Below are 25,718 nucleotides of genomic sequence, written 5' to 3'. Positions count from 1 at the left end.
TCTGGATGGTCAACGATTCACCCCAGTTGTCGAAGGTCCGTTCCTGGCCGTTAGTGGCGTTGCCGTTCTCGTTCAAGTAACGCGGCGAATGTGCCTTCACTTACGGCCAGCGATATGCCAACACGCGGTCGAGCGGATAAGCTAGCTCACGCACCTCTTCAAGCTGATTGCCTCCGAACAAGTAAAGGTTCTTGACGTCTGATCTCAGAAAGAATCCTACATGCCCCTTCCATTCAACGGCATCGTCGGCAGTCAATACCGCCACGCAGCCGTAGATAGGTGCGGCGAGCTCGTTTCCCCAAGTTAGCCAGGAGCGCGCCAGGGCCGAGCGCGTTCCTGCAATGCCCGATTGCTTCATGCACCAGTTGAGGAATGACGAACACCATGCGATCTTGTCGTCGTAACCTGCCAATTGAGTGGTTTCGTTATACTCGGCAATCCGCGGGTTGCATTCACCCGCGCCGTAACGCTTGACGCCTCGTTCCTTGAAGGCGATATCCATCCAGATGGGCGTGAATCCGTTGGTTGCTTGCCCGTTGCGATACCCTTTAGTCATCCGCGTGCTCCTTCCAGACGCTCTTCCTCTACTGGGCCGTAGATGGCACGTGGCTCATCAGAAATTACCGCCCAGTATCGGTCGCCGTAGGACCAGTGCCACCATTCCGAGGGATAGTTGACGAAACCCGCGGCGATCATAGCCGTCGCCAACAACTGACGGTTACCCTGCGCCTGCCGGCTAATGAACTGACAGGCTGTGTAACACGCACCCGATGACTCTTCATCGGTGGCGTTCAACACGCTTCCCATATCGAGCTCGACACCCTCGCGCGTCGCAAGCGTCAAGTCGACGGCCGCGCCCGTCGGATGGGCGGCCACTTCAGGGGGAGCGGCATAGCGACTTGTCAGTTCGATCAAAAGAGCATCCGACGCGGACGGGTATTCCATTCGGAGCTTCGACAGACGATGGACGAAGTAGCTCCTCTGAAGCGACAGCGGCCGGTATCCTTCCTTGACTAACAATCGCAGGCCTTTAACTGAAAGCATCCGGTTGTCGGCATCGCATCGCCCCTCAGTCGCGCATGACAGGGCGCGAACACTATGATTTGCTTTATCGAAAAACTGCGGCCTTCAATTCAACGTCGCCGCTCTGTTCCGGCGCGCCGATTGTCGTCCATCTGGACGTCCTCCATTAATCGCAGTCAGTTCAAGCTCGAAATAAGGTGGCAGTCACATGTAGCACGATGGCCGTGTCGCGCGATCGGGATGCCGTCATCGGTCATTGAGGCGTCCCCTTCCTCGATCACGTTCGGCGACACGTCAGGATGCTGCGGGCACGAAACGCGATCACCCTTACGCGCGACGAAGCGCCCTTCGAACTGCATCGTTCGCGAGCCGGTTATCACCTTGCCGCCATGGTCGGTATCATCGTCAACGCGGATCAGGTTCATCATTATCATGCAACGTCGCTCTATGTTGGAATTACGGTTGACGGGGCGCAATTCCCGAACCGTTGGCTTTCAATCGATCAGATTCGACCCACCCATTTACTATTTTTTGGGACTTCGAATTCCGATAAGTAACGGAAGTGAATTTCCCATAGTCGGTATAGGCGTCAACTGAGTCAGCTTCTACAATGAATATACCGCTCATCTTGCAAGACAGATCCGGGGCGGAGTAAAACTGAAGCCGTCCTTTCCCCACCACAGTCCTTCCAGACGCGCCGCCGGCAATCTGGCTTCCATTCTTTGATGCAGTAGCATTAAGTTGTTCGCAGCGAGCGCCAGTTTTTGGCACATCGGCGAGGCACATTGAGACGAAGTTCTTATATTTATCTCCGTCCACCTTCAATACATCAGGATGATCAGGGTCTCTCGTCACGTCCAGTGCCTGCATTGTATTCGTATCCAGATTTACCCATCCAATGGAAACCTGTTTATCAAGATTGCCTAGGCTATCGGCTGGGACGAATAACCTCACACTGTAGACGCCACGAGCGCGGTCCTCCATTTCGACGCGGATATCTTGCTTTTTCATGAAGACATGCTGAAGCGAAGGAACAATCAATTCCCTCAATTCGGTTTGGCATGACCCGACCAGAGCGAAACTGCCCTGCGAAAACATTAGGGCAGCTAACGCGAAAAGCCAATACGGATTGAGTTTGATGTCCATAGATTGCTCATTGACATGATTGGCGATTCAACCTTACACATCATTTCAATCAATCAACCATCCGCGCGTCCGATCCGTTTCAATGCCCATAGTACCTGGTGACGCCATAAAACAAGTCGTCGTCTTGTGTTTTAATAAGAAGGATATTCCCTTTCTTCTTCCAAAACCAGGAGCATTGACCGACTCCGACGTCGGAGCAAGCCTGCATTTCGGGACGCCCTTTGCACCTTTCGTCTTCAGGAGCACACGGTAGCGCATTGGCACCGTGATAGGGACTCCATCCATGCGCCAACATGATTTCACGGACCTTGCCGTAGGGCGTCTCTATTTTTATGGCAGGAACATTCAGCGCGTCAACACTTGAATCAGCAAGGACGCAGCCGGAGAAAACGAGCAGCAACGCACAAAAATTATATTTCAAAGAAAAATTAATCCTCACGCTTGTCACCTCATTCCTTCAATTTGTTTGAGAATTGCCACCAATTTTCCGGTGGACCCATCATTATTCGTGTTCGCCGCACTTTGATAATACGACATGTGGCCGTTCGATATTCTACCGTCTTGAATAGGAAGACCTTGGGGGACGGAGATCGAAGCCCACTCCTGCGCCGCTGCATACTGGGCCTGATTTACAGTTCCCTTCCCGTTTTTTACAAAATCAGCCAATGCGCCGCCGCCGGCCTTCTTGAAGAGAAAGTCCCTGAAGAAACGTTCTTGTATATCTGCATCGTATTTTTCACTCCCGGTCAATCCCAAAGCCGCCTTGCCAGACCTAAGTGTGCTTAAAGTTGTTTGATATTTCCCTGTCGCAAACATCCGGTTGGGATCAGTACCCGAGAGTGGGTCTGTCGCCAAGATTTCATCGATTGTTTTTGAGGTAACCGTTCCTGCTGGAGGATGCATATATGAATGGCCAACGCCTCCCCCGGGAACGTTCTTGGTTCCCGTATTGTACGATTCGTAACCACCCTCGCCGCCGGAAATGGCGTCGCCTATTTTCTTGATAAGCTCGTCCAGTCCGCTCGTCGCATAATTGAAATTGCCGATCAATCCGATCGGGTGGAAATGCCACGGTGTTCGACCGGCTTTACGGTTCTCACTACGTCTACTACACCGACTCGACGGCGGAAAGCAAGCTTGCCTCCCGCATCGTCGTTGAAGACTTCGTTGGCGGGTTCTCGGACGCACCGTTGGTAGTCCTGTATGACCTCCGGAAGCAACCACCGGTCGCATTGCCAGTCAGTGACAAGCTTGCTATCGACGACCTTCGCTGGACTCCTGGCTCGGTTGTCATAAGCGTCGATGGCCAGTGGTTCGCGTTCTCGGGGCGCAAGCTGACGCGCGTTCGCCCTCCAATGAACAGATAATGTCTGCGGCCGAAAATCCGAATATTCACCCGCGCGATTGCCCGTGGACATGCTTAACCGGCGGGTCCACCGCGGGCCCACGAGCGTGATAAACGGAAACACGACCAACGATGAAGCAGGCAATCAAGTTCATGACACACGCAGTAGGTGGTTGCCTCCTGTTTCTCATAGCTGGCTGGCTTTTGATCTCTACCGACATACCGCGCGCGCCAAGTGCCGAGCCGGGCAGCCCCGAGTGGGTCGCCTATGTGAGCGAGCGATATTTCGACATATCGGACGGCGAAGGACACGGCCCCGATCCGGGAAGTGAAGAATGGCTGCACAGCGTTGAGAGGCAAGCGAGATTGCAAGACCGGAACAGCCTTCCATTCGTCGAAGGCTGTGGAGTAGCCCCTTGATTCACAGGACACGCGGCACCTCTTAAAATAAGAGGGAGTCTTGTGACTAGTTTTAAGCCTAGGCAAATAGTGGAAAGCATTGAAGTTTTGAGCGAACCAGAGCGTCGTCGGCGGCGCTCGGTGCAGGAGAGGGTCTCCATCGTCCAAGAGACCATGGAACCGGGCGCAACGGTCTCAGCGGTTGCCCGGCGACACGGGGTGAACCCAAATCAGGTATTTGCGTGGCGCAAGCAATATCAGGACGGGAGCCTGGCAGCGGTGAAAGCTGGGGAAGCCGTGGTACCGGCTTCGCAATTGGCCGCAGCAATGAAGGAAATCAGAGAACTGCAGCGTCTGCTTGGCAAGAAGAGGCAAGAGGCAGAGATACTGAAGGAAGCAGTCGAATATGGCCGCTCAAAAAACTGGATTGCGCGCTCGCCCTTACTGCCCGGGGACGACCAATGAAAACGGTCTGCGATGTTCTCGGCGTGGCGCGCTCTGCTTTGGCAGTTAGGAAAGCCCGCCCTTCGGACTGGAAGGATGGCCGTCGCGCTCGGTATATCGACGACACGGACTTGGTTGCTGCAATCCACGAGCATGTGGCCGTCTTGCCCACATATGGGTACCGCAGAATCTGGGCGCTACTGCGACGTAGCCAGGAAATGGCTGGCGCGCCGTGCGTGAACGTCAAGCGGGTCTATCGTGTCATGCGCGACCACCAGTTGCTGCTGCGACGTCCCGGTCAACGACGTGACACCCGCCGCCATGATGGACGAATTTCGGTTGAGCAAAGCGATGTCCGCTGGTGCTCAGACGGCTTTGAGTTCCGTTGTGACGATGGCTCGCCGTTGCGCGTGGCATTTGCACTGGATTGCCATGACCGAGAGGCCATCAGTTGGGCAGCGACGACTGGCGGCCATAGCGGCGACGTCGTGCGTGATGTGATGCTCGCAGCTGTTGAGCAACGCTTCGGCACGGCGCAGGCAAGCTCAACCATTGAATGGCTCTCGGACAACGGTTCTGCCTATATCGACCATCGCACGCGTAGCTTCGCTCGCGAGTTGGGTCTAAAGCCATTGACGACCCCGGTTCGTTCGCCGCAGAGTAATGGCATGGCCGAGCGGTTCGTGAAAACGATGAAGCACGATTACGTCGCCTTCATGGACAAGCCCGATGTGCCCACGGCGCTCGCGCATCTGGCCGCTGCCTTCGAGCAGTATAACGAGCGCCACCCGCACAAAGCTCTGAAATACCGCTCGCCTCGCGAGTTTAGACGGGCTGCGGCCTCATCAACCTAATGGTGTCCGCGTGTCCTGAATTGCAGGGGCAACTACATTGTTGTATGCGCACTGGACTTCGATCAGCCGCTCCCCGGATTGCTTTTGCTGGCAGCAGTCGCCGCATGCCGTCGGCGATGCCATCAGCTCGGAGGATGGGCGCAAATGCAACGATTCCGATCGACGACGAGGCCGTCGACCGGACAGAAAGACGCGGTTTGGGAAGTGACGAAGAAAGCCCGCCGGTGAACTGCAGGTTTCCCCTCTTCTGTCTTTAAATTTTGGGGCGAACGGCGTGCTGCTCGTTTCGGCAGCGTTGAGCATGCCGCTATCGCTCTGGCTTGCCAGGCTGCTTATCGGCATCTACTGGTGATGGTCAGCCTGCCTGGAATGCTGAAAAAGGAACATCACGAGCCTGTGTTGGTAACCGACTAGAAGAACCGGAGAGGCCATCGCGAGACGGGGGGAAATTACACCGCGCATATTGTGCTCGTGTCGAACACCCCAAGCACCCGCAGTACTGCAAGAAGATTGCGCTGACGTTGCGTCGGCAGATGCAATCGCCAACGCAACGACCCATAAGCGATAGTCAGTAAGTAGGCTGCCAGGGCGAATGCGACGATCGAATTCATCACCACGTATGCCGAGAACCCATCCTCGACTCGCTCGCCACGTGCGAGGTATCTGAAAAGGCAAAAGGCCATGACGGCTGCGACGCCGAACCTGAACGCCTGCCGCCATCTGCTTTTTCCCCAGAAGCGCGGGAGGCGCGGCAGGTAGTACATCTGTCTGTCCGGCTGGAACTCGAGGGAGCCTGCAGCGAATGCAACAAAAACGCGTGGGTCCGCCGGACGGCGAAACCCGTATACAAGGTGCTGTCCGTCCAGCACTTCGGACGCAATTGCGAGACAGACATTGTCGCCATTCGCAAGCGGCAACTCTACTTTTGTGTAGAAGGGAATGGCACTTTCCGGCGAATAAAGGACAACGGGGGTTCCATTCACCTGAAATCGAAACGAACGCAGCAATCCTTTGGTAACCCCATACGGGGACCCCTCAGTTTTCACCCACATCGTGCCGCACTCCAACCCGGTCACCTCGCCGTCGAGCCGGACGATCTCTGCATGCCTCAACCGATCCTTGACTTCGTCAGGTAGCTTCTCCTGTGCATCCGCCTTGGTCGATGACGGTGTTCCCATCGAGGAAGGTCGAGGTGGTTTTCGTGTCGTGGGTCGTTTCGCCATTCGATTACGATAAGTGCGATTATTGAGGAGCAATACGTCGGCATCGACAACCGCGCGGCTCGATTAACTGCGCATCCCCGGCCTCAGTGGTGCGCAGCCTGCCGGTAGCGTCGTGCACCGATGTTGATGGCCCAAACAGCCAGGCCGACTATCGCAATCGACATCGCGAGGATTGCGATCAGCAAGGGACCGTCGATGTCGTACGAACTGTCGGGCTTTAATGCGCCGACCGACATCAGAAACCGTCTTATCGACTCGACCGCGTCAGGACTTGCATACAGTGCTGTTGCCACCTGGCGCGCGAGCAGGTCCCCCAGCACCAATGTGACCGCGACGTTTGCGATATAGCGGGCGATTTTCATTACTGTACGTCCACGTAGCCGTATGCCTTCAGCGTAGTGCCCGGGATGGGCAACGTCGCGCCCTGCTTGTGCAGATAATCGGCCAGTATTCTGAACTGATCCTGATTCACGACTGTTATACAACCTTCTGACAGCCGGCGCGGCCCCATTGGGTGAAGACGGAAAGAGCCCCGCCTGACGCCGTTGATCACCGTCGTATCGCCCGAGCCTTCGCGCCACAGCATGAACCACTGGCTTCGGTCTGTCCCATAGGCGTACGTCCTCGCGAAGTCATAAAGCCAACCCAGACGGCCGCCGCTTTTGCGATCTACGAGATAGTAGCGTCCCGGCGGTAACGGTCCAATGTCCGCCTGCGCTACAGCCCGCGGATTATCCCGTCCGGCGGACGTACCTGAAAATGCACTGAACAGCCCAACGCCAGGGCAAGATAATACCGATGTGGTTTGAGAATTCAGGCTAAATGTGCATGCGACAGGCATAAGGCACTCACGTTTTCCGTTCCGACGAGCGAATACTACCAAAACAGTCATCCCACACAAATGGATTTAAATCGCAATCAGATTTTGCTCGCAGAATTAGCCGCCGAGTTCATCGCTGAATAAATCCACGACTTCAATCTTCTCGCTTGGCACAGTATGTAAAACGATGAAAAATCGCGGAGATTAAAGACCGCATGAATTAAAGAATCATTCGAAGCGATAACCGGGGAATGCCGGATGGACACGGTGGCCGCTGTCAGCGGTGGACCCGACGCAGCATGTACCGAGCCGTTGCCACCAAAAACGGGCGCACTCGGACGGCGGTGGTTCCGCCCTCCTATACCGGGCTGCGATGACCGGGGACTTATCGGCTATACTGTTTTTTTATACAGTGTTTCAGATGAGGGAAGCCATGAGCGCGGTTATGCTGCCCGAAACGATCCATCCTGGCCTGTGGCGCGGCAATCAGCTTGCCCGCGCCCGGCTGCGGGTCGTTGAATGTGGCAACGCAACTCTCGCCGAGGAACTGCCGGGCGGCGGCTGGCCACGTGGCGCGCTGACGGATCTGCTCGTGCAGCAGACCGGCTGCGGAGAACTGCGTCTCCTTCGTCCTGCACTAGAGCAGCTGACAGCCAAGCCCGTCGTTATGCTGCAGCCGCCATACGATCTTCAGCCGACCGCCTTCGCCTGGTGGGGTCTTGACGCGGCGAATCTGATGACGGTGAAGGCGCCGAGGACGGCCGACGCGCTGTGGGCGGCAGAGCAGATCCTGCGGGCTGGCACCTGTGGTGCGCTGCTTTTCTGGCAGAACCATGTGTGGCCCGAGTCGCTGCGCCCCCTGCACCTTGACGCGCAGTCGTCGGAGTCGCTGTTTTTCATGGTGAGGCCACTTGCGACGACGCGCGACGCGTCGCCCGCGCCATTACCGCTCGCCATCCGCGCCGCGAAAGACGGTGTCGATATCCAGTTCCTGAAACGCCGTGGCCCCGTGCGCGACGAGCCGCTGTTCGTGGCATTGACACCCTCCCCGATCCTGAACGTAAAACGCAATGCAACTGTGGATAGGCGTCCATCTCCCGCTGTTGTGCCTCGAAGTGTTCCGGCCGAAGTGGTCGCGTGATACGCACGATGCACCCGGCGCTGCCCAAGGCCTTGCCGTGCTTGAAAAGGAGCGCGTCATTGCCTCGGATACGACTGCGCGCGCAGCCGGTGTCTGCAGCGGCATGCGTCGCGGCGGCGTTCTTACGCTCGCCCCGGCGACGGTCATGCACGAACGCGATGGCGCAGCGGAAGTCACGGCCGTGCGTGAGGTGGCGACCGGTCTGCTGAACCTGTCACCCTAGGTGGTGATCGCGGAAGAAAGCACAGTGCTGGTCGCCGTGTCCGCCAGTCTGCGGCTCTTTGGCGGCATTCGGTCGTTACGTTGCATGGCGCGCCGCGTCGCCGACGCGATCGGCGTGACCGCCACGATCAGCGTCGCGCCAACGGGACAGGCGGCATGGCTGCTCGCGCGCTGTCGCGGCGGCGCTGCCTTGAGCCATGACTCCCTTTCTCGTTCGGTGGCAAGCCTGCCGATCAGTCTGCCGCCGCCCGCGCGTCGCCATCTGGACTGGCTGACCGGTATTGGCTGCGAGACCGTCGGTCAACTGATGCGCCTGCGGCGCGCAGGCCTGAAAAAACGCTGCGGAACGGCATTACTCGATCTGCTCGACCGCGCCAGTGGAGATGCACCCGAAGTGTATGAATGGTTTGAGACGCCGCCGACCTTCCAGGCCGCGCGGAACTGCCCGACCGGATCGAGCACGCCGAAGCCTGTCTCTTTGCGGCGCGCAGGCTCGTTGTGCAGCTGACCGGCTGGCTGTCGCAGAAGCAGCTTGCCGTGACGCGCATTGTCCTGCTGCTCGAGCATGAACGTGGCCGGGACGCGATCGCGCCGACTGCGATCGAAGTCTCGCTCGCCGAGCCAACGTGGCGCGAGGACCACCTCGTGCGGCTGCTGAAAGAACGGCTCACGCGGGTTGAACTGGCGGCCGCCGTCATTGCGCTGCAACTGGTGGTGCAGGAGGTTCAGGAGGCCGAGGCCGCGTCGGACTCGCTTTTCCCCGAACCAGGCGGCACGGCGTCCGACCACGCGCGGCTGCTTGAACTGCTGGTCGCGCGCCTGGGTGCAGAAAACGTGCTTCGGCCCGCACCCGTTGCCGACCATCGGCCGGAGGTCGCCGCGCGCTGGGTGTCGGTCACTGCCAAGACGAAGTACGTCGCGCCGGCGAGCGACACGCCGCGACCGACGTGGCTGCTGGAAGCCCCGATCAAGCTCCTCATGCGCGGTGAACGCCCTTTCTACGGCACGCCACTGCGAACCGTCTCCTCCGGTGAGCGCGTCGAGGCGGGCTGGTTTCAGGGCGAGCCCGTGACGCGTGATTACTTCGTCGCGGAAGCCGACGACCATATCTGCTACTGGATCTTCCGGGAGCGGATCGGCGCCGTCGATGACGACGAGCCGCGCTGGTATCTGCACGGACTGTTCGGATAAGTTATGGCGCCGGGTTCCTTCGGCCTGCCCGGCTATGCCGAGTTGCAGTGCGCCTCCAACTTCACGTTCCTGCAGGGTGCCTCACACGCAGAGGAACTGGCCGCGCGCGCCGCGCAACTCGGTTACGAGGCGATCGCCATTACCGACGAGTGTTCGCTCGCGGGGATAGTACGGGCGCACGTCGCGGCCAAGGAAGCAGGCGTGAAGCTGCTGGTCGGCGCGCACTTCCGCTTGACCAATGCGGACGGCTCGCCGGCGCTCGCGTTCACCGCTATCGCGCAGAACCGCGACGGGTACGGCAACCTGTCCGAACTCGTCACCCTGGCTCGCACACGCACCGCCAAGGGCACTTACCTACCGGCGCGAGCTCGACCACGCCGTCGACAAAAACAGCACCCGCGACCGCGCGGTCGCCATACTTTGCGAGGTAGTTCGATATCACCACACCGCCGAGCGACCAGCCAACCAGGACGGGCCTGCGCGCGTGTGAGCCCTGGATCACCGCGGCGAGGTCGTCCCCCAACGGTTTCCGTCGTGATATGGCTCCGGGCCGGACGGCTTATCCGACAGACCGTGGCCACGCAGATCGTAATGATCCGGTATTGGCGCAATTCGGGACTTTGCACCTGAGCGTCCCAGTTCAGGCGGCTGCCGAGCAGCCCATGCACCAGAATGATTGGCGGACCGTTCGGATCACCGCTTTCCTGAACCGCCAGCTTCACCCCATCGGTCGATGTAACCGTATAGCTCGTGGGCGCCGCGATCGCGTCGGGTGCGGACGCGAACAGTGTCGCCGCGCAGAACGCGGAGATCAAGAAGCGAGGAAACGTCCGTAAGCTCATTGTCTTTCCTGAGAGAGTGTCAGTGCGCCAGTCTCAACCCTCACACTGATGTGAGAGTCAAGCGAATTGTGCTAGTCATGCTCTTCATGAAAGGCACACCTTCAGAGGAACTGCTGACGATCGGACAACTCTCGCAACTCACCGGCGCGAGCGTGCGATCGATCCGGCATTACGACGAACACGGTCTGCTCGCCTCGGTACGTGCGAGCAATGGCTATCGCATGTTCCCCGAGAGAGCAGTCACGCAGGTCAAGCAGGTTCAGCGCATGATCGCGACCGGTTTCACCATCGACGATATTCGCGGCTTTCCCGACTGCATGCTTCTAATCGAACGCGCCCGCTCTTGCGACCAGATCACCGACGTTCAGCGGGCAAGGCTCGAAGCCATCGATCGCCAGATCGCGGACCTCGAGAAGCGGCGCGCCCGGCTCATCAAGACCTTGCTCGAAGGTGCGGTGCCGCCCGTCGACTGACGCGAACCACGGCACACGGAGATCGCCGTCAAACAGGAACATGGACGCCAGCGTATTCATAAATCCGGCGACCGCTTTTTCGGGCATATGGCGGAGAGGAGATGACGAGGATTAGCAGGCGCTAGCACAACGCTTGCGATCTCGCGGCCCGAGACGTCCGGCTTTACAGCGGTCAATAGTGAAGCGCTGGAATTGAGAGTGTGTTCGCTTTCGCGAGTTGCTCGCGCGGCTGGAGCTTGCCCCTGTTGGCCCAACTGAGCCTCGCGACAGGTGGCATTCGCAGTTCGTCGCCTTCGTCCATTACCCCGTTCCGCTACCGGTTCGTCGCATTCAAGCATCGAAACGGGAAAGCTCGACCGGACAAAAAACCACGCGAAGCAGTGGTTCCAAATCACGGCAAGCGCGTACAAAACGATCTTGGAGCAGTACAAATGCCCGATTTTTTTTGGCGCACGGCATTCGAAGGCGGCGGCGAAGTTCGCGCGTTGCTAAGCGAACTCGACTGGAGCACATCGCCGCTCGGGCATCCCTCGGAATGGCCGGCGCCGTTGACCACTGCAGTCGGCATGGTGCTCAGTTCGGCCTTTCCGATGTTCGTCGCGTGGGGGCCCGAGCTGGGCTTTCTCTACAACGACGCATACGCGGCAATCCTGGGCGACAAGCATCCGACCGCGTTCGGTGGCCGTTTCGAGCAAATCTGGGCGGAAATCTGGCCTGACATCGCGCCCATTATCGACGGCGCGATGTCGAACCGGTCGACTTACTTCGAGGACCTGCCGCTCACGGTGATCCGCCGCGGCTACCCCGAGCAAAGCTTCTTCACCTTCTCGTATTCGCCGCTGCACGAAAACTCCGGACGCATCGGCGGCATGTACTGCACGGTCATAGAGACGACCGAACGCGTGCTGGCAGAACGGCGCGCGGCCTTCGATCTGAAGGTGTCAGAGGCACTGCGCCCGCTGACCTCTGCCGAGGACGTCGTGACCCGAGCGAGCGCGCTGCTCGGCGAGCAATTGCAACTCGCACGCGTGATCTACGGCGAATGCGGGGAAACCAGCGACACTTTTTTCGTGCCGCGCGACTGGGCTGCGCCACCGTTGCCGAGTCTCGCCGGCAAGAGATTCGCACTGGACGACTTCGGCCCGGCCATCATCAAACCGTTGCGCGCCGGCCAGATTGTGACCGCAAACGACAGCGCGACCGATCCACGCACCGCAGACTTCGCAAGCTCATACACCCTGACCGGTATCCGCGCCTTCCTTGCGGTGCCGCTGATCAAGGCCGGGCGTCTGGTCGCCTTCCTCGGCCTGCACCGCGCCGAACCGTACCACTGGACCGCGAGCGATATCCGGCTCGCGCGCGAGATGGCCGAGCGCACCTGGTCGGCGGTGGAGGCAGCACGTGCGCAGGCGGAATTGCGCGCCGAACGCGACAGCAGTCGATATATCTTCGACACGATCGGCGAAGGCTTCATGCTGATGGACCGCGACTGGAACGTCACTTACATGAACGCGGAGGGCCTGCGCATCACGCGCCGCACGAAGGAACAGGTGATCGGGCGCAGCTACTGGAAACTGTGGCCTGAAGCGATCGACTCCGATTGCGCGCACATGTATCGACAGGTGATGGAAGGCGGCGATGCCGGCGTGTCGGAGTACTGTCACAGCTGTCCCGGTGACGATGCGATCTGGGTTGAAGTGCGCGCCTACCCGACCGGCGAAGGCGGAATTGCGTCGTTTTTGCGCGACATCACCGACCGCAAGGTCGCGGAACAGAAGCTCAAGGCGGCCGACCAGCGCAAGGACGAATTCCTCGCGATGCTTGCGCACGAGTTGCGCAACCCACTGGCGCCCATTTCCGCCGCCGCTGAACTGCTGAAGATCAGCAGGCTCGACGAAGCGCAGGTGCGCCACAGCAGCGCAATCATCTCGCGTCAGGTCGCCCACATGACCAGACTCGTGAACGACCTGCTCGATGTGTCGCGGGTCACGAGCGGGCTTGTAACGCTGGCGAGGGCGCCGGTCGATACGCAAACCGTCATCGCGGAAGCGATCGAGCAGGTCCGCCCACTGACGCAGGTGCGCGGCCAGCAACTGTCGGTGCACATGCCATCGCAGGAGGCGATCGTGCTGGGCGACAAGGCGCGGCTGATCCAGGTTGCCGCCAACCTGCTTCACAATGCGACCAAGTACACGCCCGATGGGCGCCGCATCGAGATATGCGCCGACGCCGAGGGCGACGAACTGGTGATCACCGTGCGTGACGAGGGCATCGGCATGGAACGCGAACTGGCCGCGCGCGCGTTCGACCTCTTCGTACAGGCAGAGCGCTCGGCTGATCGCTCGCTGGGCGGCCTTGGGCTCGGTCTTGCTCTGGTGAGGCATCTGGTCGAATTGCACGGCGGCTCAGTGCACTGCTTCAGCGCGGGACCCGGCACCGGCAGCACCTTCGTGGTCAGGTTGCCATTGATGCAGGCGCAGCCCGCGGCTTCAGAACGGCAAGCGGAGAACGCCGATTCGGCGCCGAGCCGGCGTCTCAGGCTGCTGGTCGTCGACGACAATGTCGACGCCGCGGAAGCGCTCGGCATGCTGCTCGCATCGTGCGGGCATGAGGTGATCATCGAACATGAATCGCAGCGCGCGCTCGAGCGCGCGCTGCGGGAGCGCCCTGATGCGTGCCTGCTGGACATCGGCCTGCCGGGTATGGACGGCAACGAACTGGCGCGGCATCTGCGTGCGTCCCCTGAGATGGCTGACGCGACGCTGATCGCAGTCACCGGCTACGGGCAGGACCAGGACCGTCACCGCAGTGCGCACGCCGGTTTCCATCACCATCTGGTGAAACCGATCGTCATCGAACACCTGGCGACGTTGCTCGCGGGCATCAGTCTGAGGACGGATGGTTGAATGCCCAGGCGCGGCAACGGTGACGGCCTCCGCACTTTGCGCGGCACGCTCCAGAGAGAGTACGTGATTCCGTAATTCGCACACCGGATTAAATCTATTGAATAAGGTACAAAAAAGCGAGGAAACACGCGAGTCGGCAGGTGGCAGAAAACGCTTAACACGAGGGCACGGTGACACGCTGTCAATGAAACCCGGTGTCGGATTTGATGACCAGACAACGCCTACGCTAATCGTAGGTCCCACAACACATCGAGTACATGTTGAGTGGAACGCTCAACGTACCCTGCCCGATGTGCAATGCCGAGCCGACGCCACAACGCCGGGCGCAGCGGACGCATGACAATCCGCCGATCCGGTACTGGCGTGGTGGCCTCATGGGGTAGCAGCGCTGCGCCGTACCCTGCCGCTACCAGACTCTTGATCGCGTCGTTGTAGTTGAGCTGGATGCGCGGCGCAGGATGATGCCCCGCGGTAGCAAACCACTCGGCCGTCAGGCGGGAGAGACGTGTAGTCGCGTCATTGAGAATGAGAGGTTGATCGGCGAGCCATTCAGGCGTTACCCGGGCGGGGCACCGCCAATGCGCAGGGACGAAGGCCATCACAGGGTCCCGGCGCCAGGGCTTTATCAGGAGCCCAGCTACGCGGGGCTGCGGCAGCGCGACGAGCCCGATATCCAGCGTCCCATCCGCCAATCGCGACAGCGTTTCATGCGACGTGAGCACCGCAAGCTGAATATCGATTGCAGGGTTGTGCTGGCGCAGCACCTCGAGCGCTTGCGGCAACAGGTACGCGATCACGCCGGTCGACGCACCGAGCCGCACGCGCCCTTCTATCCCCTGCACCTGGCGTTGAATATCGTCCAACGCCTGCTCCGCATCGGCCAGGAGTCGACGCGCGCGTTCTACCAGCACCTCTCCTATTGCCGACGGCCTTACCTGACCGCGCTTTCGCGACAGGAGCGGCGCCCCAATGCGACTTTCGAGTTCCGCGATATGCAGGCTGACCGTCGGAGGCGCCAGATTCAACGCGCGCGCTGCATCGGCAAATGAGCCACGCTCGGTAATCGCAATCAGAGTACGCAGGCGGTCCAGACTGATCTCTCGCATGTCGACATCCCACTTCAGAAAAACTGAACTGCAAGGTTATAAAATTCAACTTTTCCTATTCTAGCGGTTCGGTGAACATGGGAACTCGTTCTGCCCATTACCACCACTTGGAGTTTCCGCGTATGAGCGCTCCCGTTGTTTTCATCGATGGCGACCAAGGCACTACCGGACTGCAGATCCATGAACGGCTGCACAATCGGACAGACATCACGGTGTTCACGCTTGCCGCCGCGGAACGCAAAGATGCCCGCCTTCGCGCAGAAGCCATCAACGCCTGCGACATCGCCATTCTCTGTTTGCCCGATGCCGCCGCGCGCGAGGCGGTGGACGCCATCGTTAATCCTGCCGTCAGGGTCATCGACGCAAGTTCGGCCCATCGCACGCAGCCGGGCTGGACATACGGCTTTCCGGAAATGACGCCAGGACAGGCCGAGCGTATTGCGAGCGCACGTCGGGTCACCAATCCCGGTTGCTATCCGACGGGTGCGATTGGCTTGCTGCGTCCCCTGTTGCAGGCCGGGCTGATACCAGACAACTACCCTATCAACATTCATGCGGTGTCCGGTTACTCTGGCCGCGGGCGTGCCGGAGTGGAGGAGCATGAAGGTCGCGATGCCATCAACGCGCCTTCATTCCAGATATATGGTCTGGAACTCGCGCACAAGCACACGCCGGAGATCCAGCAGCACGCCCGGCTCGCGCAGCGTCCGATCTTCGTGCCTGCGTATGGGGCGTTCCGCCAAGGCATCGTGCTGACGGTACCCTTGCAATTGCGGCTGCTGGCACCCGGCGTGGATGGCGAGACGCTACACGCATGCCTCGCACGCCACTATGCCGAGGCGGCCCACGTACGTGTCGTGCCGCTACATGAATCGTGCGCTGCAAAGCACCTGGACCCGCAAGTGCTGAACGGTACCAACGACATGCGCTTAAGCGTATTTCCTGCTGCGGATCACGGGCACGTCCTGCTCTCCGCAGTTTTCGATAACCTTGGCAAAGGCGCATCCGGCGCTGCGGTTCAGAACCTGAATCTGATGCTCACGCAGCAATAGCGGCCGATGGTTGATTCAACTTTGGCCGCACGTGCATGTCGACAATCGACCCGAGGAATGGCTCGCTCTCCTGCTCGACATTCGATATGCATCTTTTTTGCCTCCGCTCGAGGTCCGGCACATTGATTGCTGGACAGGTAGTACGGATGCGGCAAACGGCTGCGTCCCTATTCTCTCTGATCGAGGAGGCAGAAATCATGAGCAAGGCAACGAGCGCGTTACTCGCGGCTGTCGCCGCACTCACGCTGTCGGGCGGCGCCTATGCACAGGCCGCCGGTGGCTCCAGCGGGAACGGGTCGGCAGGCAGCACGGCTAGCCCGGCAAACGAGGTGAATAGTGCAACGGGCGGCTACGGCACACCGGGCACCACCAATTCGGACAGCGGCATGTCCGGCCGTCCCAATTCGGGTCTGCCGAGCAGCGTCAACAGCGATTCGACTTCCGGCGCCACCGCACCGGTGGGCGGCAACAACACCTTGGCGACGCCAAGTGTGAAGTCGCCGGCATCGGGTAAGTAGAAGCAATTTCGTTGACCATCGGCGGCGATGAAGCCACCGTCAGGGCCCGCTGTTCGCCATCTGGCACGCAATAAGATTGCGTGCACTCGCTGCCCCACGGCTCAGCCTGGGGCAAATCAGCTGACTGCTACGATCGCACGCGGCGATATTCAATTTCTCGACTGCAGACCGGCGTAGACCATCTTCGTGAATTGATCGCCGTTGAACACGAAGTTTCCCCATTTCGCATCGAAGGCGGCGGTCGGCTTTGCGGCAATGATTTCGTCAAGTGACTTACCTTGCTGCTTCAGCGTCATCACGTTATTGCGTACTGTGACAAGCATGTCCCGGAACTCGATCAATTGAGTTCGTGTACCAACGGGGCCATGACCGGGGACAACGATCGTGTGGTCAGTGGTGCGCGCAACAGCTTTGTTGGCCCAATTGATTGCACCGTCGATACTGCCGCCGTCCTCGTTGTCGATGTATGGATAAATGCCGTTCCAGAACGTGTCGCCGAGAGCAAGTACATCGGCTTTCTTGAAGTACACCCACAGATCGCCATCGGTATGGCCACCGCCGAAATTTTCCACTTCGACGCTGGTGCCAGAAAAATTAAAAGTCTTTTTGTGATCGATCAGGAGTGTCGGGCGCGCATGTGCCGGCACCGGATCGAAGGTCCAGTTCCACGCATTGACATGCGTCGTTTCAGTCAAATGCTTTGCGGTATTCCTTTGGGCGACGATAGTCGCACCCGCCTCATGCATCCACGCGTTGCCGTCGGTATGGTCCCAGTGCCAATGAGTATTGACCACGTATTTCAGCGGCGAGGGACCCATGCTGTCCAGCGCCGACCGGACTTTTTTCTGCGACTTGCTGATGCCCGCGTCGACCAGGAATTTACCCTCGCTGCCTGACAGAACCGTGATGTTGCCACCGGACCCCATCAGCACCGTGATATTTCCGCGTTGAGGATTGACGACGATGTCCTCATCGGCACGGCGCAGATATCGTGCACCTGCACCGGTATGAAAATAGTCGTCCGGCGTCGCACTCGTGCTCGTCGAGGACGGGCTCACGGGATCGGCCAAAGCTGGCGTGGAAACTAGCAAAGAACTCGCAGCGATGGAAACCAGTACGAACACGAGCCTGGCTAATACGGCTTCTTTCGCAATCGTTCCGGGTATGACAGGTACTTTCACTTTCATAGCTCCCTTTTCATGGAGCGAACCGCGTTGTTCGCGGAACTCCAACGTGATTCGTGTTAGCAGGCATAAGTCACATCGCCCCGCATGGTTCACTACCGACTCAGAACGGCTTGGTCGGCAGATACTTTCCGTCGAGCGTGATCACGGCTCGCGAGCCACCCTCTGGATCGTCCACTTTCTTGATGTCCAGCTTGAAATTGATCGCGCTGATAATGCCGTCGCCAAACTTCTCGTGCACGAGCGCCTTGAGGGTCGAGCCGTAGATCTGCACCATTTCATAGAACCGATAGATCGTCGGATCGGTCGGCACGCCTCCCGGGATACTGCCGCGCACCGGAATGCTCTGCAACAGGCGTATAGCGCCTTCATCGAGATCGAGCTTGTCGGCGACGACCTTGGCAGCGTCGGCAGGCAGCGGATGCTGGCCGAGCAGCGCAGCCGTGACGAATGCGAGGCTGAGACCGGTACCTTCGTTGATCTGCTCAAAGGTGAGGTTCTTGCGGATCTTCGCGTCGATGATCACATCCGCGAGATTCTGGCGAGTGGTTTGGCTGAATTGCGACTGGGTCATGATGGTTCCTTCAGTTGATGAACAGGATTCAGGCAGCGCGGGAAAGTCGTGCAGGTGTTGCACAGACATGCGGATGCTCGGAGAGAGAAACAAAGCGGTCCGTCGCGCCGTCGAGCGCATCAATAGAACCGGTTTCGATGTTGTAGACCCAGCCGTGCAGCGCGAGATGCCCCTGTTCGAGCGCGAGTCTCACGGATGGGTGCGTCTTGATGTTCGCCAGCTGAGCGATCACGTTTTCGCGGACCATCGAGTCGACGCGTTCACGCTCGCTGCCGTGCACGCGCGCCTCGTTGACGACTCTCGCGGAATCCGCATAGCGCAACCAGTTGCGCACGGCGGGCATGTGGTCCAAACATTTGCAGGCAGCGATCGCGGTCATCGCGCCGCAGTCCGAGTGGCCGCAGATCACGACGTCGGTGACACCGAGCGCCGAAACAGCGTATTCGACCGTTGCCGAGACGCCACCGGGTTCGGGACCGTACGACGGCACGATGTTGCCGGCGTTGCGTATCACGAACAGATCACCCGGCTCACGCTGCGTAACGAGTTCGGGGACAAGCCGGCTGTCCGAACACGAGATAAATAAAGTGCGCGGATTCTGGCTCGTGGCCAGCCGCTTGAACAACTCGGAGCGTCGGGGAAAGGCGTCGCGCTGGAACTTCAGGAAACCGTCAATGATGTCTTTCATCTCGTTGCCCCTCCGGCAAGTTGCGAACCGATGGTCGAAGCATGAATCCGTTCAACCATAGCGTCCAAGACCGGTTTATTATGGTTTCTATAAGAAATGCCTATAGTGAGGGACCATGCTGCTCCGACATATCCGCTACTTCCTCGCCGTGGCCGAGCATCGCAATTTCACGCGAGCGGCAGAAGCACTGCATGTCTCGCAGCCCACCCTGTCGCAGCAGATCAGGCAGCTCGAGGACACGTTATGCGTGCAATTGCTCGATCGAAGTGGCCGGACAATCCAGTTGACCGACGCCGGCGCGGCGTGGCTGCTCTATGCTCAACGAGCGCTTCAGGATCTGGACGCCGGCAGACGGGCTATTCACGACGTGCAGGACCTGAGCCGCGGTTCATTGCGTCTCGGCATGACACCGACTTTTACCGCCTATCTCGTCGGACCACTTGTCGACAGGTTCAACCAGCGTTATCCCGGCATCATCCTGAATCTCGAGGAGATGTCGCAGGAACGGATGGAAGTACTTTTGAACGAAGACGAGCTGGACATGGGTATCGCGTTCTCAGACACGCGTTCACCCGATATCGAAACTGAGGCGCTGCTGGTCGAGGCGCTTGCTGTTGTGGTAGCAAACTCGCATCCCCGAGCGAGGAAGCGCGGCGCGCTAACGCCCCGCGACTTCGAACGGGAAGCTTGGGTATTGCTAAACGAAACGTTCGCCACGCGCCATTACATCGATCATTACTGCCGCGAGCACGGTGTGGCACCGCGCATAGCAGTTGAGGCCAGCTCAATTAGTGCTGTCATCGGGATTGTCGGCTGCAGTCAGCTCGCGACCATACTGCCCGCGGCCATCGCGCGGCAAAACGGTGATCTGGTGCTTCTCAAGCTCGAGCCTTCGTTACCGCAGCGAACCGCCGCGCTGTTGCGGCGCAAAGGTGCGTATCGAACTGCCGCTGCGCGCGCGTTCGCTGAAGTCGCTACCGAAGTAAGTCAGAGCCTGTAGGCCGCGTATCTATTCAGGTTCGGAGCCGCTGGCAGTTCTCAATGCGCCAGGTTACGCGAAGCGCTGACTCTTGCGTCGAAGGCATCTATCTCGCTGTACTAGAAATTATGGTTCATACCGAATGAGACGCCGGTTTGCTTCGCATGCCCGGATGGGTTCAGCGTTGCGTTGGTGACATAGCCGCCAGTGAAATGCGTGTAGTCGACGTCAGCATAGAACTGTGTGCTTTTCGACAGCGAATAGGTGACGCCGAGAATAGAAACGTCCTTCCTGCCGTCCACGCCGGCCGTCGAGTTTTTGTTGTCGTAATACGCGCCCGTCACGTTGAAGAACGACGACACCTTATAGCGGAAACCGCCCCACAGGTATTGGTTGCGAGTCTCGCCGTGCACCGTCGAAGGAACGGACTGTGTAGTGAGCGAATAGCCCGCCATCAAATCGACCGGACCGATCGTCACGGCACCGCCAGCGGTGTATTGATTGTTGGCGAAATACGGAGTGGTGGTCGCTGTAGTCGAAAGCGGATTCGAACGGTGCGTATAGCCGGCGCCGAACTTGAACATCCTGGTGTGGTAATTCAGGCCGCCCGCGATCATGGAGCCGCTAGACAAGCTGCCCGCGATGCCGCCCGGTGCATAGACCGCACGAGGCGTCCACGGACCGAAGTCTCCGTGGTAGTGGATCGCGTTGTCGTCGCGGCCGCTCGTGCCGCCCGAAATCGCCGCCGCCTCAGTAATGCCCAGATACCGCAGATCGAATGGCTCGAAGTCTTTGATCAGGCGGTGCTGCAGTGTGAACTGATGACCCATGTCTACCTGACCGAACGGGCCACCGATCCCAACCGTCGACGTGCGCGAAAACAGCGTGTTGTTCGAGGCGCTGTTCGCGCCAGTCGACAGAATATAGCCCGCTTCGAGATTGAAGCGTACATAGTAACCGCCGCCAAGGTCCTCGATCCCCAGAAAGCCCCAGCGATTCGATTTGTAGACGCCGTTCGAGGCCATGGACAGCGCTGCACCGCCTGCCTTGGTGCCGTTCACGAGATTACGCAGCCCGCCGTCCAGCGAGCCATACAACGTAACGCTGCTTTGTGCGTGCACTGCACCACTCGACAATCCCACCAGTGTCATTGCCGCCAGCGAGCGCCGCATGCCGATCCTGCGCGTGCCGCGCGCTCTTACTCCAGTTTCAAACATATCTCCTCCATTGAAATCGTTAATCTGTGAGGCGAGAGGGCATGCCATGCGCTGCCCATCCCTTCGCCATCTTTCGTGGATTGCCCGAGAAATCCGCGCACTCGGCGCAGTGGCCATCAATCAGAATTGCGTGCGCAGACCGCCGCCGACTGTGGTGCCGGTCGCCATCCTGCTCGCGCGGTCGGACAGCACCGCGGCATAGACATCGGTGCGTTTGGACAGCGGGTAGTCGTACGAAAGCGCCCACGTGTTGCGATAGACGGACGCGTGACCGGAACTCTTCGAATAGGCATCCGAACCAAGAATCCGGCCTACGCCCACGGGAATGGCGAAACCAATCTGGGCGGTGTCGATGCCGACATCGCCGTTCGAGATCGAATCCCATACGTGCTGATACTGTCCGTAGAGCTTCACGAAGTTCATGGTGTACGAAGCGCCGAGGTTCACTACTGACTGCGTGGTCAGCCCCGGAATCAGCGTGCCGAGATCGCCGGCGTTAAGGCTGTACTTGATCTGCTGATACACGACTGAGGTCGCGAAACCGCCGTTGTTGTACGAGACCTGGCCGCTCCACTTGTTCTGGCCGGGATGGCCCGCTTCGTTGCCGAATGAATACATCGCGCGTCCTACGAGCCCGTTGTACGAAGGTGACGCGTAGTACACCGAGTTCCACCATTCGCCCGCATTGCCGAATACACCCTGTCCATTCACGCCGACGTAGTTCTGCAGCACGATCGGCGAAAACACGAACGAGTTGAAGAACGGGTTGAAAGTGATCGTCGAGAACCAGAGCAACGGCGGAATCAGGCCAGCCGTTACCGTGCCGTAACGGCCGGTCAAGCCGACATACGCGTTGCGCGAGAACAGTCCGTCCTGCGGAAAGCCGGTGCGGCCCATCGCGCCGGTCTGAATGTTGAAGTAGCCTTCGAGATCGAAGACGACCTTGGTGCCGCCCCCGAGATCTTCCGTGCCGCGCAAGCCGAAGTACGGCGCGGTCATGCCGCCGTTACCGGCGATGACGCTCGCCCGACCGTTCATCGGCTTCTTGTAGCCGACAAACGCATCGAGAAGTCCATAAAGCTGCACGCTCGATTGCGCGTGAGCGGCTTCGGCAGAAAACGCAGCGCCAATAATGAGCGCCATTACTTTCAGTCTTATTTGCATCTGAGTCCCCTGCTTCTCCATCCTGGACGTGCGCATGCGAGCCGGCACGCGACGGACATGCCAGAATATGTTCGGTCACGTTTATGTGGTCGGAATTGTTACGTACTGCAAAATATATATTCTGTAATCTCTACTTTTTATACGTCCGCGCGTCACCTGAAAACGATGCGCAGGGATGTCCGCCCGGACCCGTTCTGCGACTCTGCTTATGTCCGATTCTGTGTGCGCGACGGCGCAGCCGAAGGCATGTTCGGCGCCTTCTGTTTCGAGCAAAGTAGCGAGTGCAATATAACGAGAGTGAGACCGCCCGAAATCACAGGCTGCTGAACGACGAGTTGGAGCATCAGGGGCATTGCATGAATCACTTCGGGCGAGATGAAGAGACCACCAAGGCCAGTGAGAAACGCGAGCCCCGATACGATCAGCTGCCGATCGTCCCATTCCACTTGCGCGAGAATATGCACGCCGTGCATGAAGACGATGCCGAACAGCAGCGTCGCAGCAGCCGAGATCACCGGAACCGGCACGACGACCAGCAACATGTCGAACTTCACGCAGCCGCCTAGCACGATCAGCAGGAAGCCGGCGGCGAGCGTAACGAAACGGGAGCCCACGCGCGTGGCGCGCAGAATGCCGATGTTGTCCGGATACGCAATGGTGCTGAAGCCGCCCCAGACTGCCGCGACCACCGAGCCGAGTGCGACGCCGAACAGGCCCTCTGACATCCGGCCGGGGCTCAGAGTCTCATCGCCCCATTCGGCAACAGCCTGATAGAGCGCCATCGATCCCATGCCGGCCGGAATCAACACGAGCAGAAACACGGCGACGAGATCCGGCCGCACGCCGAAGCCGAACGGAAAGATGCGCGGCTCGACGAGGAACGGCGCGGCAGCAACCGCGGTGAACGACACAGGCTGAAACAGCGTATAGGCCAACGTGCCGAGCGCGAGGCCCACCAGGATCGCCACGCGACGCATACGCTGTCCGCCCCACAGCATCGCGAACACAATGCCCGCCACCGCCACCGTGCCCGAAAGCAGATTCACGACTGGAAAACCGGGGCTTTTAGTGCTGCCGATCCACGTCGGCAAAGCAACGCTTGCGATCTGCACGACGATCAGCATCACCATCATTCCGGAGATGATCGGCAGGCGCAGATGCTTCGCGAATACGCCTGCAACGCTGCGTCCGCGGATCGGCACCGTGAGCACGCACCAGATCAGCGAAGCGGCGAAGAACGATCCGAATGCCGTGCCGAGCCCGCCCGACTGCAAGTGACCCACCGTCAGGAGCGCACCGAAACTGCCTGCATAAGGGCCCTGCACGATCGGCAGACGCAACAGCAGCACCGATTGCAGGATCGTGATGATCCCGCACGCGACGAACGTCATTCCGTACAGGTAGGCGATCTGCTCATCGGCCAGATGAAAGGCGCGCCCGAGAATTCCCGGAAAGACGAACATACCGGTCATGCCGAATACGTTCTGCAGCGCGAGCACGGCCAGTTGCGGCAGCGGCAAACGCCCGTTGATCCCGATGTCGAACACGCCCGCCGGCGCAATGTCCGCGGTGGCGTCTCGGGTCGATGCGCCGGGTTTCGGCATGTGTGTATTCAAGGTTTGTTCCATTGAACCAAAAGGAAAGCCTGTCTGGCGACGCGCGTCAACTGCGGCGAACTTCAGTTGTCGAGCGGAACGCCCTTCGTCTCCGGACCGAACCAGATCGACACCATGCCGACGATAAAGAGCAGCGACACTGCAGCCGACGCCGCCGGAAACGAGCCGAACTTGCTCACCACCGCGTTACCTGCAATCGGACCGATGCTAGTCAACGCACGCGCCATGTTCCAGCAGAAGCCTTGGCCGGTTGCCCGCACACGGGTCGGGAAAAGTTCGGGCAGATAGGCGGCGAACGTGCCGAACGCGCCGATCACGAAATAGCCGTACACAGGCATGAGCCAGAGCACACCGCCGACGTCGTGCACCGTCATGAACAGCACGAGCGACACGATCAGCGATCCTGATGAAAATATGAAATACGACATGCGTCGGCCGAAGGCGTCGAGCATCCAGATCAGTGTCAGATAACCGAGCGTCGCGCCGAACATCATCAGAATGAAGGCGTAGCTGACCGTGGTGCCGATGTTGCGCTGATCGGCAGCGGCAGCCGAAAGCTGATGAATCCAGCTCGGCAGGAACGTGAGACCGCCCCAGCAGCCGAGCATGGCCGCCGACGAAACGATCACGCCGATGATCGTCTTGCGCCGAAGTCCTCGCGCGAAAATGGCGGTGAAGGTTTGCATCGCCGATTCTGCGACGACGCTCTCGCGCACTTGCACCCAGCGCTGCGGCTCGGGCACGAAGCGGCGCACGAGAATGGTGACGAGTGCCGGCGCCGCGCCCACACCGAGCACGACGCGCCAGCCGAATCGGCCGAGCAGCAGATTGTCGAGCGCCGCGGCAAGAAAGCCGAACGCGAACGCCATTTGCATGATCTGCATGGCGCGATTGCGTTGCCGCCCCGGCCATGACTCGGCGACGAGCGCGGCGCCTGCCGCCCATTCGCCGCCAATACCAAAACCGGCCATTGCCTGCGCGACGGCAAGCTGCGGCCACGTTTTTGCGAACGCGCTCAAGAGCGTGAAAGCCGCATAGATCAGGATGGTGAGGCCCATGACACGCGAGCGGCCGAACCGGTCCGCCGCTACGCCGAACAGCACGCCGCCGATCCCCCACGTGAGCAGCTTGCCCGCAATGATGTAGCTGCCGATCTTGCTGATTTCCGTTGCGTCGGTGCTATGCAGCAGCTGGCTCACGCTGGGCACGAGCACGAGCGTGAAGAGATTCAGGTCCATCGAATCGAACATCCAGCCGAGGAACGCTGAAATCAGCGCCAGCCACTGGTAACGCGACAGTCTGTATCCCTGCGCGTCGACCGAAGCCACCGGCGCCGTCTTGGCGCCCTGCGATGTGCCCATGGTTGCCGTCTCCTGATCTTCCGCCGTGAGGGCGAGCGGTGTGATTGGTACGGGTCATAGGCCCGCTTTCGTCAATGGGCGCAGTATATCGTAATGCAATTAGATTGCAATACAGATTATTGTATTACGGCAAGACACCGAGACGGACGGCGCGCTCGCTCTTCGCGAGCCCAACCTTATGCGGGATGAATCAGGTCAAGCAAGCGGCGGGCATAGGCCGCCGTTGCGAT

Annotated in this window: 25 protein-coding genes and 3 pseudogenes; 10 read left to right on the top strand and 18 right to left on the bottom strand. The window is 59.6% G+C overall.

The features are described 5' to 3' along the window. Positions 1-100 precede the first annotated feature (100 nt). From BCA01S_RS24345 to BCA01S_RS37325, 6 genes are all read right to left on the bottom strand, one after another. Entirely contained in the window at positions 101-556 is a 456-nt protein-coding gene (locus BCA01S_RS24345) for a TIGR02594 family protein (protein ID WP_027779162.1), read from the bottom strand. Beyond that, positions 553-1,044, bottom strand: a complete 492-nt coding sequence (locus BCA01S_RS35195; RefSeq protein ID WP_042319259.1) for a M15 family metallopeptidase — start codon at positions 1,042-1,044, stop codon at positions 553-555. The genes BCA01S_RS24345 and BCA01S_RS35195 overlap by 4 nt, the downstream gene beginning before the upstream one ends. Before the next feature lie 155 nt (positions 1,045-1,199). Then, positions 1,200-1,451, bottom strand: coding sequence for a PAAR domain-containing protein (locus tag BCA01S_RS24335; RefSeq protein WP_027779161.1), 252 nt, complete (start codon positions 1,449-1,451; stop codon positions 1,200-1,202). 28 nt (positions 1,452-1,479) lie between these two features. Further along, positions 1,480-2,169, bottom strand: a complete 690-nt coding sequence (locus BCA01S_RS24330) for a hypothetical protein (protein ID WP_244146036.1) — start codon at positions 2,167-2,169, stop codon at positions 1,480-1,482. A gap of 79 nt (positions 2,170-2,248) precedes the next feature. Beyond that, the gene (locus BCA01S_RS38080; protein ID WP_156955080.1) at positions 2,249-2,608 is read right to left on the bottom strand and encodes a hypothetical protein; all 360 of its coding nucleotides are present in this window, start codon (positions 2,606-2,608) and stop codon (positions 2,249-2,251) included. Between the two features lie 5 nt (positions 2,609-2,613). Then, entirely contained in the window at positions 2,614-3,219 is a 606-nt protein-coding gene (locus BCA01S_RS37325) for a hypothetical protein (protein WP_174447079.1), read from the bottom strand. Positions 3,220-3,242: 23 nt separating this feature from the next. Between BCA01S_RS37325 and BCA01S_RS38605 the strand changes: the two genes are divergently transcribed. Then, positions 3,243-3,536, top strand: a complete 294-nt coding sequence (locus BCA01S_RS38605; protein WP_052369494.1) for a hypothetical protein — start codon at positions 3,243-3,245, stop codon at positions 3,534-3,536. A 476-nt stretch (positions 3,537-4,012) separates the two neighbouring features. Beyond that, a protein-coding gene (locus BCA01S_RS24305) for an IS3 family transposase (RefSeq protein ID WP_156955081.1) occupies positions 4,013-5,211 on the top strand; the annotation gives its coding sequence in 2 pieces (ribosomal slippage) (positions 4,013-4,328 and positions 4,328-5,211; 1,200 coding nt in all). Positions 5,212-5,660: 449 nt separating this feature from the next. Here the strand turns inward: BCA01S_RS24305 and BCA01S_RS24300 are convergent. From BCA01S_RS24300 to BCA01S_RS24290, 3 genes are all read right to left on the bottom strand, one after another. Further along, positions 5,661-6,389, bottom strand: coding sequence for a hypothetical protein (locus BCA01S_RS24300; protein WP_027779156.1), 729 nt, complete (start codon positions 6,387-6,389; stop codon positions 5,661-5,663). A gap of 128 nt (positions 6,390-6,517) precedes the next feature. Next, on the bottom strand, positions 6,518-6,796 hold the full coding sequence (locus tag BCA01S_RS24295) for a hypothetical protein (protein ID WP_027779155.1): 279 nt from the start codon (positions 6,794-6,796) through the stop codon (positions 6,518-6,520). After that, complete coding sequence (locus BCA01S_RS24290) at positions 6,796-7,275, bottom strand: DUF2778 domain-containing protein (RefSeq protein ID WP_027779154.1); 480 nt, start codon at positions 7,273-7,275, stop codon at positions 6,796-6,798. The genes BCA01S_RS24295 and BCA01S_RS24290 overlap by 1 nt, the downstream gene beginning before the upstream one ends. A 412-nt stretch (positions 7,276-7,687) precedes the next feature. On the opposite strand from BCA01S_RS24290, the gene imuA reads away from it, so the two are divergent. From imuA to BCA01S_RS37315, 3 genes and pseudogenes are all read left to right on the top strand, one after another. Then, on the top strand, positions 7,688-8,395 hold the full coding sequence (imuA, locus tag BCA01S_RS24285) for a translesion DNA synthesis-associated protein ImuA (RefSeq protein WP_027779153.1): 708 nt from the start codon (positions 7,688-7,690) through the stop codon (positions 8,393-8,395). Then, a pseudogene (locus BCA01S_RS35180) lies at positions 8,325-9,808 on the top strand (Y-family DNA polymerase). Before imuA ends, BCA01S_RS35180 begins: the two are co-directional and overlap by 71 nt. 3 nt (positions 9,809-9,811) lie before the next feature. Beyond that, positions 9,812-10,165: pseudogene (locus tag BCA01S_RS37315) on the top strand (PHP domain-containing protein); the annotation flags it as partial. A gap of 1 nt (position 10,166) precedes the next feature. Here the strand turns inward: BCA01S_RS37315 and BCA01S_RS39160 are convergent. After that, a pseudogene (locus tag BCA01S_RS39160) lies at positions 10,167-10,650 on the bottom strand (alpha/beta fold hydrolase); the annotation flags it as partial. A gap of 86 nt (positions 10,651-10,736) precedes the next feature. On the opposite strand from BCA01S_RS39160, the gene BCA01S_RS24270 reads away from it, so the two are divergent. Beyond that, positions 10,737-11,123 (top strand): MerR family transcriptional regulator, encoded by a 387-nt coding sequence (locus BCA01S_RS24270; protein ID WP_027779151.1) that lies wholly within the window; start codon positions 10,737-10,739, stop codon positions 11,121-11,123. Positions 11,124-11,554: 431 nt separating this feature from the next. After that, complete coding sequence (locus BCA01S_RS35170; protein ID WP_042319253.1) at positions 11,555-14,029, top strand: hybrid sensor histidine kinase/response regulator; 2,475 nt, start codon at positions 11,555-11,557, stop codon at positions 14,027-14,029. Between the two features lie 221 nt (positions 14,030-14,250). Here BCA01S_RS35170 and BCA01S_RS24255 read toward each other — a convergent pair whose 3' ends face one another. Further along, positions 14,251-15,135 (bottom strand): LysR family transcriptional regulator, encoded by an 885-nt coding sequence (locus BCA01S_RS24255; protein WP_027779150.1) that lies wholly within the window; start codon positions 15,133-15,135, stop codon positions 14,251-14,253. A 122-nt stretch (positions 15,136-15,257) separates the two neighbouring features. Between BCA01S_RS24255 and argC the strand changes: the two genes are divergently transcribed. After that, positions 15,258-16,187: an N-acetyl-gamma-glutamyl-phosphate reductase gene (gene argC / locus BCA01S_RS24250; protein ID WP_027779149.1), complete on the top strand. Its 930-nt coding sequence runs from the start codon at positions 15,258-15,260 to the stop codon at positions 16,185-16,187. 197 nt (positions 16,188-16,384) lie between these two features. Further along, positions 16,385-16,705: a hypothetical protein gene (locus BCA01S_RS24245; RefSeq protein ID WP_027779148.1), complete on the top strand. Its 321-nt coding sequence runs from the start codon at positions 16,385-16,387 to the stop codon at positions 16,703-16,705. Positions 16,706-16,854: 149 nt separating this feature from the next. On the opposite strand, the gene BCA01S_RS24240 is transcribed toward BCA01S_RS24245, so the two are convergent. The 3 genes from BCA01S_RS24240 to BCA01S_RS24230 form a co-directional block, all read right to left on the bottom strand. Next, the gene (locus tag BCA01S_RS24240) at positions 16,855-17,892 is read right to left on the bottom strand and encodes an MBL fold metallo-hydrolase (RefSeq protein WP_027779147.1); all 1,038 of its coding nucleotides are present in this window, start codon (positions 17,890-17,892) and stop codon (positions 16,855-16,857) included. Between the two features lie 100 nt (positions 17,893-17,992). After that, positions 17,993-18,463 carry a cyanase gene (gene cynS / locus BCA01S_RS24235; protein WP_027779146.1) on the bottom strand — a complete coding sequence of 157 codons (471 nt, stop codon included), beginning with the start codon at positions 18,461-18,463 and terminating at the stop codon, positions 17,993-17,995. Positions 18,464-18,491: 28 nt separating this feature from the next. Continuing rightward, a complete protein-coding gene (locus tag BCA01S_RS24230; RefSeq protein WP_027779145.1) occupies positions 18,492-19,151 on the bottom strand; it encodes a carbonic anhydrase in 660 nt (219 codons plus the stop codon). Between the two features lie 115 nt (positions 19,152-19,266). Here BCA01S_RS24230 and cynR point away from each other — a divergent pair, with 115 nt between their 5' ends. Then, positions 19,267-20,151, top strand: coding sequence for a transcriptional regulator CynR (gene cynR / locus BCA01S_RS24225; protein WP_027779144.1), 885 nt, complete (start codon positions 19,267-19,269; stop codon positions 20,149-20,151). Between the two features lie 98 nt (positions 20,152-20,249). On the opposite strand, the gene BCA01S_RS24220 is transcribed toward cynR, so the two are convergent. The 4 genes from BCA01S_RS24220 to BCA01S_RS24205 form a co-directional block, all read right to left on the bottom strand. Continuing rightward, positions 20,250-21,347, bottom strand: coding sequence for a porin (locus BCA01S_RS24220; protein WP_042319250.1), 1,098 nt, complete (start codon positions 21,345-21,347; stop codon positions 20,250-20,252). 120 nt (positions 21,348-21,467) lie between these two features. Then, a complete protein-coding gene (locus tag BCA01S_RS24215; protein WP_027779142.1) occupies positions 21,468-22,511 on the bottom strand; it encodes a porin in 1,044 nt (347 codons plus the stop codon). Between the two features lie 206 nt (positions 22,512-22,717). After that, positions 22,718-24,127, bottom strand: a complete 1,410-nt coding sequence (locus BCA01S_RS24210; protein ID WP_244146035.1) for a uracil-xanthine permease family protein — start codon at positions 24,125-24,127, stop codon at positions 22,718-22,720. A gap of 62 nt (positions 24,128-24,189) precedes the next feature. Then, positions 24,190-25,488 carry an MFS transporter gene (locus BCA01S_RS24205; protein WP_027779140.1) on the bottom strand — a complete coding sequence of 433 codons (1,299 nt, stop codon included), beginning with the start codon at positions 25,486-25,488 and terminating at the stop codon, positions 24,190-24,192. Positions 25,489-25,718 lie beyond the last annotated feature (230 nt).

The sequence above is a fragment of the Paraburkholderia caledonica NBRC 102488 genome (genome assembly GCF_000685095.1).
In the GTDB taxonomy this organism is placed as follows: Bacteria; Pseudomonadota; Gammaproteobacteria; order Burkholderiales; family Burkholderiaceae; genus Paraburkholderia; species Paraburkholderia caledonica.
The sequence above is the reverse complement of the archived record's forward strand: the minus strand, read 5'-3'. Positions and strand labels throughout refer to the sequence as shown.

Coding starts and splice junctions, on each gene's coding strand:
- BCA01S_RS24345 (WP_027779162.1), bottom strand. CDS start 556: ATGACTAAAGGGTATCGCAACGGGCAAGCAACCAACGGATTCACGCCC.
- BCA01S_RS35195 (WP_042319259.1), bottom strand. CDS start 1,044: ATGCTTTCAGTTAAAGGCCTGCGATTGTTAGTCAAGGAAGGATACCGG.
- BCA01S_RS24335 (WP_027779161.1), bottom strand. CDS start 1,451: ATGATGAACCTGATCCGCGTTGACGATGATACCGACCATGGCGGCAAG.
- BCA01S_RS24330 (WP_244146036.1), bottom strand. CDS start 2,169: ATGGACATCAAACTCAATCCGTATTGGCTTTTCGCGTTAGCTGCCCTA.
- BCA01S_RS24300 (WP_027779156.1), bottom strand. CDS start 6,389: ATGGGAACACCGTCATCGACCAAGGCGGATGCACAGGAGAAGCTACCT.
- BCA01S_RS24295 (WP_027779155.1), bottom strand. CDS start 6,796: ATGAAAATCGCCCGCTATATCGCAAACGTCGCGGTCACATTGGTGCTG.
- BCA01S_RS24290 (WP_027779154.1), bottom strand. CDS start 7,275: ATGCCTGTCGCATGCACATTTAGCCTGAATTCTCAAACCACATCGGTA.
- imuA (WP_027779153.1), top strand. CDS start 7,688: ATGAGCGCGGTTATGCTGCCCGAAACGATCCATCCTGGCCTGTGGCGC.
- BCA01S_RS24270 (WP_027779151.1), top strand. CDS start 10,737: ATGAAAGGCACACCTTCAGAGGAACTGCTGACGATCGGACAACTCTCG.
- BCA01S_RS35170 (WP_042319253.1), top strand. CDS start 11,555: ATGCCCGATTTTTTTTGGCGCACGGCATTCGAAGGCGGCGGCGAAGTT.
- BCA01S_RS24255 (WP_027779150.1), bottom strand. CDS start 15,135: ATGCGAGAGATCAGTCTGGACCGCCTGCGTACTCTGATTGCGATTACC.
- argC (WP_027779149.1), top strand. CDS start 15,258: ATGAGCGCTCCCGTTGTTTTCATCGATGGCGACCAAGGCACTACCGGA.
- BCA01S_RS24245 (WP_027779148.1), top strand. CDS start 16,385: ATGAGCAAGGCAACGAGCGCGTTACTCGCGGCTGTCGCCGCACTCACG.
- BCA01S_RS24240 (WP_027779147.1), bottom strand. CDS start 17,892: ATGAAAGTGAAAGTACCTGTCATACCCGGAACGATTGCGAAAGAAGCC.
- cynS (WP_027779146.1), bottom strand. CDS start 18,463: ATGACCCAGTCGCAATTCAGCCAAACCACTCGCCAGAATCTCGCGGAT.
- BCA01S_RS24230 (WP_027779145.1), bottom strand. CDS start 19,151: ATGAAAGACATCATTGACGGTTTCCTGAAGTTCCAGCGCGACGCCTTT.
- cynR (WP_027779144.1), top strand. CDS start 19,267: ATGCTGCTCCGACATATCCGCTACTTCCTCGCCGTGGCCGAGCATCGC.
- BCA01S_RS24220 (WP_042319250.1), bottom strand. CDS start 21,347: ATGTTTGAAACTGGAGTAAGAGCGCGCGGCACGCGCAGGATCGGCATG.
- BCA01S_RS24215 (WP_027779142.1), bottom strand. CDS start 22,511: ATGCAAATAAGACTGAAAGTAATGGCGCTCATTATTGGCGCTGCGTTT.
- BCA01S_RS24205 (WP_027779140.1), bottom strand. CDS start 25,488: ATGGGCACATCGCAGGGCGCCAAGACGGCGCCGGTGGCTTCGGTCGAC.